Annotated in this window: 7 protein-coding genes; 2 read left to right on the forward strand and 5 right to left on the reverse strand. The window is 65.5% G+C overall.

Annotated features, from left to right (window positions below; translation table 11 throughout):
* Positions 1-21: 21 nt before the first annotated feature.
* The 4 genes from ACU18_RS18750 to dut all read right to left on the reverse strand — a co-directional run bounded on the left by ACU18_RS18750 (position 22) and on the right by dut (position 2,569).
* Positions 22-876: a DUF3159 domain-containing protein gene (locus ACU18_RS18750; RefSeq protein WP_050687988.1), complete on the reverse strand. Its 855-nt coding sequence runs from the start codon at positions 874-876 to the stop codon at positions 22-24.
* On the reverse strand, positions 873-1,232 hold the full coding sequence (locus ACU18_RS18755; RefSeq protein WP_050687989.1) for an OB-fold nucleic acid binding domain-containing protein: 360 nt from the start codon (positions 1,230-1,232) through the stop codon (positions 873-875). The genes ACU18_RS18750 and ACU18_RS18755 overlap by 4 nt, the downstream gene beginning before the upstream one ends.
* Positions 1,225-1,941, reverse strand: coding sequence for a DUF3710 domain-containing protein (locus ACU18_RS18760; RefSeq protein ID WP_050687990.1), 717 nt, complete (start codon positions 1,939-1,941; stop codon positions 1,225-1,227). The genes ACU18_RS18755 and ACU18_RS18760 overlap by 8 nt, the downstream gene beginning before the upstream one ends.
* Positions 1,942-2,038: 97 nt before the next feature.
* A complete protein-coding gene (dut, locus tag ACU18_RS18765; protein WP_050687991.1) occupies positions 2,039-2,569 on the reverse strand; it encodes a dUTP diphosphatase in 531 nt (176 codons plus the stop codon).
* 157 nt (positions 2,570-2,726) lie between these two features.
* Between dut and ACU18_RS18770 the strand changes: the two genes are divergently transcribed.
* Positions 2,727-3,215, forward strand: a complete 489-nt coding sequence (locus ACU18_RS18770) for a DUF3093 domain-containing protein (RefSeq protein WP_050687992.1) — start codon at positions 2,727-2,729, stop codon at positions 3,213-3,215.
* A 129-nt stretch (positions 3,216-3,344) separates the two neighbouring features.
* Positions 3,345-4,670, forward strand: coding sequence for a septation protein SepH (gene sepH, locus ACU18_RS18775; protein ID WP_050687993.1), 1,326 nt, complete (start codon positions 3,345-3,347; stop codon positions 4,668-4,670).
* A gap of 149 nt (positions 4,671-4,819) precedes the next feature.
* Here the strand turns inward: sepH and ACU18_RS19805 are convergent.
* Positions 4,820-5,296: hypothetical protein (locus ACU18_RS19805; RefSeq protein ID WP_231686141.1), on the reverse strand; the 477-nt coding region annotated here is incomplete at its 5' end.

Below are 5,296 nucleotides of genomic sequence, written 5' to 3' on the forward strand. Positions count from 1 at the left end.
CAACGTCCTGGCCGAGTACAGCTAGGGCTGCAGCCCTTCAGCCTGCCCGTCCTGCGTGTTTCCGGCAGTTGCCTCGCTTGACCCTGCGGGCCGGGTGACCAACCAGGCGATCCACACGCCCAGGATGTAGAGTGGCGCACCCATAATGAGGCGGGTAGTGGCCAGGGCGGCAAGGCCGTCCGGGCCCATCAGGTACAGCGGGACCTGGACCAGGAGCCGGAGGGCCAGGACAGCCACGATGATCCAGGTCCCCAGCCGGTAGGCCTTGAGCCGGGCCGGGTCTTTGCGCCAGTCCAGTCCTTCATTACGGATAAACCCGAAAAGAAGTCCGGCCACGGGCCATTTGATGATGATGGAGAGGACCATCGCCAGGACGTACGCGGCGTTGGTGATGAGCCCGGGCAGGTAGAAGTCTTCGGCTTTGCCGGTGCTGTTGGCGAGCCAGGCGGAGATGCCTACGCCCACCACACCGGCCAGGGCCTGGGTGAGCGGCTTGCGCTGGACCAGGCGAACCAAGGTGAACACCGCTGCCGTGCCCAGTGCTGCCACGAGCGACGGGGTGAGGTCCCGGGTGATGGTGAACGCGATCAGGAACACAAGTCCCGGCGCGATGCTTTCGGCGATGCCCTGGATGCCGCCAGCGCTGCGCAGCACGTCCACCTGGCCAGTGTGGGTCCGGTGCAGACCTGCCTTGGCCGCGTATTCGGCGGCAAGTGCGGAGGTTGGCGTTGTGGTGTCCCGTGCGTTTGAGGCCGGGCCGTTGTCCCGGCCCGACGCTTCGGCTTCGGCGATGCCGGACTCGCTGGCGGCGCCGGGTTCGCCCAAGGCGCCGGGGCCTTCCGGGGTGGAGGACGGTTCGTGCTGGGGCGCGGTCATTCGTTCTCCTGGTGGGAAAGTATCTCGTAACGAGGATTGAAGATCGTTGGCAGGCCTTCGCTCCGGGAGAGCATTCCTTCGAGGCGAAGTTCAGTGCCTGCTTCGATGCCTGGGACACGCCGCCGGCCCAGCCAGACCACGCGGAGCCGGGCCCGGCGGCCGGCTGTGGCGGTACTGCCGGGGCGGGGCGGTTCGGCGTCCGACATGATGGCGGTGAACGCCGCGGTCCGGTCGGCCGGGAAATAAGTGACGGACTCTATCCGGCCCCGGCAGAGGACCCGGCCCTTCGCCGGTAGTTGGCTGAGCGGGACGGGAACGCCGGCGGCCGGGACTCCGCCCTGCTCCGGATCAGCCAATCTGAGTGGTTTCGGGACCGCGTTCGGGCTCTTCGAGGACAGGTCCACCGGCGGGTGTGGGGCTGGCGGCAGCATCCTTGGGCAGGCGCAACTGCAGCAGGTCGCGGGGAGGCATGGGAACGTCGCCGCGGATCACTACCACTTGGCGGAACAATGACTCGAGGGCTTCGGCAGCCGGACGTTCCAACGCTGCCGGGCCGCCCAGCACGCCACGCAGAAACCAGCGGGGACCGTCGACGCCGATGAAGCGCGCCACCCGGTAGCCCTGGCTGCCATCGGGGAGTCCGGCGGGGAGCTTGGCAACCAATTCGGTGCCGAATGATCCTTCAACTTCCTCAACCTGGCCGCCCTGCGAACCGACCGACTGGCCGATCTGGCCGCGGATCTCGTCCCAGAGTTCCTCGGTCTTGGGTGCAGCGAACGCCTGCAACTGAAGGCTTGAACCGTTGAGGTCAAGGGTCACGGCCACAACGCGCTGGGTGGCTTCCTCCACCTCGAGCCGCAACTGGAGGCCCTCGCTCGGGGCGACCAGGAGAGCGCCGAGGTCGATGTAACCGTCCTGGCTGCTGATCTCCGATTCGTCGAACGGTCCTGTGGCGCTCCGCTCCGTACTCTCCGCCTTGGCTTCCGCAGCTTCTGCGGTGTCCAGCGAATCGTCCGGTTCGGCTGCCTTTTCCTTATTGGCTTTCCTGCCGAGCCCAAAGACCATGGGGTTCTCCTTTGTAGTAGCTGTTCCGGTCCGGCCCGAGGGGGTCCCGCCGTCGTTCTGTGCTGCTCCAGCAGCAGCGCGGTGCAGGAGCCGGAAACTAGGCGCTGGGGAGGCCGAAGCCTCCTGTGGATCCGAACCCGCCGGTGCCCCGGGCGGATCCGGTCAATTCGTTGACCGGGACGAACTGCGCGTATTCAACGCGCTGAATGACCATCTGGGCAATTCTATCGCCGCGTTTGAGTTCGATCGCGTTACTGGTGTCGGTATTGAGGAGGGTCACGGAAATTTCGCCGCGGTACCCGGCGTCCACTGTCCCCGGGGCGTTGACGATTGTCAGGCCGTGCTTGGTGGCCAGCCCGGAACGGGGGTGGATCAGGGCGACGAAACCGGCCGGGAGGGCAATGGCCACACCGGTTGGCACAAGCCTTCGCTCACCCGGCTGCAGGGTTACGTCCTCGCGGGCCCGAAGGTCTGCTCCGGCATCGCCCGGGTGTGCGTACGACGGCGGTTCAAGTCCGGAATCAAGCATTTTCAGCTGCACCTGGAGAGTGGGAGCCGTTGCGGCTGCGTCCGTCTCTGCGGTGGCTTGTTCGGGCAGTGCATCAGTTGTGGCGGGTTGATCAGTCACAGTCACACACTCTAACCCCCGTCGCCAGCACCGGCCTAGGCGGCGGGGACGCCTGCCGACACGGATCTGCTGAGTCTTGGCCCGCCGTCGGACGCCTTGCTTCCTGTTGCCGGTCTGCCAAGGTGAAATAGGCAGGCAAAGGTGGAAAGCTGGGCACATGCCCGAATCAAGCACGCCCACTCCTGTTCCCAGTACTCCGACTCCCGGGACTTCCATCATCTACCGGGAGAAGCTCTGGCCGAACGTGTGGATCTGGATCATCTCGGCGGGCATTGCCGGCGCGGGAATCCTGGTGTTTGCACCCATCAGCGCTGGTGCCGGCTACACGGCGGCGGCAGTGCTGTTTGTGATCATCGCGGCACTGCTTATCTTGTCCACCCCCACCATTGTGGTGACTGGGGATTCGGTGACGGTGGGACGTGCCACCATCGAACGCCGCTTCGTTGGTTCCGTGGAGGCCTTCCGGGCCCGCGAGGCGACGGCGGAGCGCGGCACCCGGCTCAACGGCCTGACGTACCTGTGCATCCGCGGCTGGATTGATCCCGTGGTGAAGATCGAGATCACCGATCCCGCCGACCGGACACCGTTTTGGCTGACCTCCAGCCGCCGGCCGGACGAACTGGTTGCGGCACTGACCCGGAACTGAAGTTCCCACGCCGCCTGAATTACTGCAGAAAACGCCGGAAATTTGCGGCGCGCCCTGCCACTTGAACCGATTCCGCCCTGCCGGATGGCAGAGTTTCGTTTGATAGTAATGCCAGGGTGGAGGATTTGTATGCAGGATCTACGGCTTGTAGGCGTACACGACGACGGGACTCACCTCCTGTTGAGCGGGGCCGGCGGCGAGATGTTCCAGCTGCCGATCGATGAAGCGCTGAGGACAGCAAGCAGGGCCACGGCAAAGCCGAAGGCTGACGTGCCGGCCATTCCCATGTCCCCGCGGGACATCCAGGCGCGGATCCGCGCCGGTGCCACGGCGGCGGACGTGGCGGAGCTTTCAGGGCTGCCGTTGGCCAAGGTTGAGCGCTACGAGGGCCCGGTCCTCGCGGAACGTGACTACGTTGCCCAGCAGGCCCGCAAGGTGGAAGTTGCCACCCCCTCCCCCGGCCACGACATTTACCGCTCTGCTTTTGGGGACAACCCGGCAACGCTCGCCGACATGGTGGCCCACCGGCTCTCAGCCCACGGCATTAGTGGCTCCACCGTTGAATGGGACTCCTGGCGCCGCCAGGACGGCCTGTGGACGGTTTCGGCCGCGTTCGAAACCGAAAACGGCGCCACCGCCGGGATCGGTGAGGAACCGCCCGCCCTGTGGACGTTCAACCCGGGCCGCAAAACCCTGCTGAACGCCAACCGGTGGGCCCAGCAACTCAGTGAGCTTGAGCCCTTGGACGGGCCCGTTCCGGCACGTCGCCTTTCCGCCGTCTCGGACCGGCCCTTTGATTTCGAAACCGATGCAGACGCCGCAGCCGCCGGCGCTGCCTCTGTCGCTGCCGGCACCGATCCTGACGGAATCCTCGATATGCTCCGCTCCCGTCGCGGGCAGCGGCTGGGTGTGGACGAGCAGTCCGATGACGCCCTGGCCCTGCTCCTCACACACGGAGTCCCGGCCGCCCACCCGCGGCCTTCAGAGGTCATCCCGGAGCCGGAACCAGCCGAAGACGAATCCACGGATGACGCAGTCGAAACGCCGGCCGCTCAGGATGGCCAGCCCGGCCAGGGCGATTCGTTCGTCAAGCGCCGGGAACCCCGGCCGTCCATGCTGTCACGGCTCAGCCTCATCCCGCCGCACCGGGACTCCCAAGACGACGACGCTCTCCGGCTCCATGATGGGGTGAGCACGGCGACACGTGAAGTCACCATTGTTGCTTCGCCGCAGAAATCCGGCAACGAGCAGGCGCCCGCAGTTGGATCGTCAGGCACGGCAGGACTCAACGAACTCCTGGGTGGCAACCCGCGTCGGTCTGCACCCCGGAACGAGGACGCTTCCGGCTCTGGCCAGGGACCGGACTCCGAGACTCCAGAACGGCAGCCAGCGCGGCCCAAGCGTTCCAGCGTCCCTTCGTGGGATGAAATCGTCTTCGGTACGCGGGGCGACTAGCTTCACCTGACGCCACGGGCAACTGCCCGTGGCGTTGTTGGTTCGGGCATGCGAAGCGTTGGCGCGCAGCGGTTCTCGGCTGCTGGCTACTGATTACTGACCCGGGATATGGCGAAACTGGCCAGCGGTCATCACCTTGCGGTCAGACTTCACCTGACGGGCGACGCTGAGGCCAGCAGATACGTCACCCATTCCTTGGGCGGATCGCCAACGGATGGTTCAGGACATGCCGGGAGTTGGTCCCAACGCGGATCGTCCGGGCGGAGTTCTTGGACGGTGACAAAGTCCTCATCGTCGGGTTCCCTCCCCAGCGACTCATAGCCTGGCGGATTTGGATACGGCGGCAAGGTCAAGTGCACGTCGTCTGTGGATTCATCGAAGGCATCCGCCGGTACATTTCCAAGTTCGGGATTCTCGTCGCGGCAGTTCAGGCTGCCCAACCAAGCTTCGTAAGCATTTAGTTCCGCGTGCACCAACTGCACCTGACGTCCGGGCTCATCAGCACCCAACGGGTCTTCACGAATGAGTTCCTGGTCCTGGAGATCCCAATCATCGGCGCCCCGTTCACTTGACTCCTGGTCGTCACGCTTCGCGCCCATGGGTGGTGTGGGGTGTTGTTGGGTCCA

The sequence above is a fragment of the Arthrobacter sp. ZBG10 genome (assembly GCF_001238605.1).
Classification (GTDB): Bacteria; Actinomycetota; Actinomycetes; order Actinomycetales; family Micrococcaceae; genus Arthrobacter.

Coding starts and splice junctions, on each gene's coding strand:
- ACU18_RS18750 (WP_050687988.1), bottom strand. CDS start 876: ATGACCGCGCCCCAGCACGAACCGTCCTCCACCCCGGAAGGCCCCGGC.
- ACU18_RS18760 (WP_050687990.1), bottom strand. CDS start 1,941: ATGGTCTTTGGGCTCGGCAGGAAAGCCAATAAGGAAAAGGCAGCCGAA.
- ACU18_RS18770 (WP_050687992.1), top strand. CDS start 2,727: ATGCCCGAATCAAGCACGCCCACTCCTGTTCCCAGTACTCCGACTCCC.
- sepH (WP_050687993.1), top strand. CDS start 3,345: ATGCAGGATCTACGGCTTGTAGGCGTACACGACGACGGGACTCACCTC.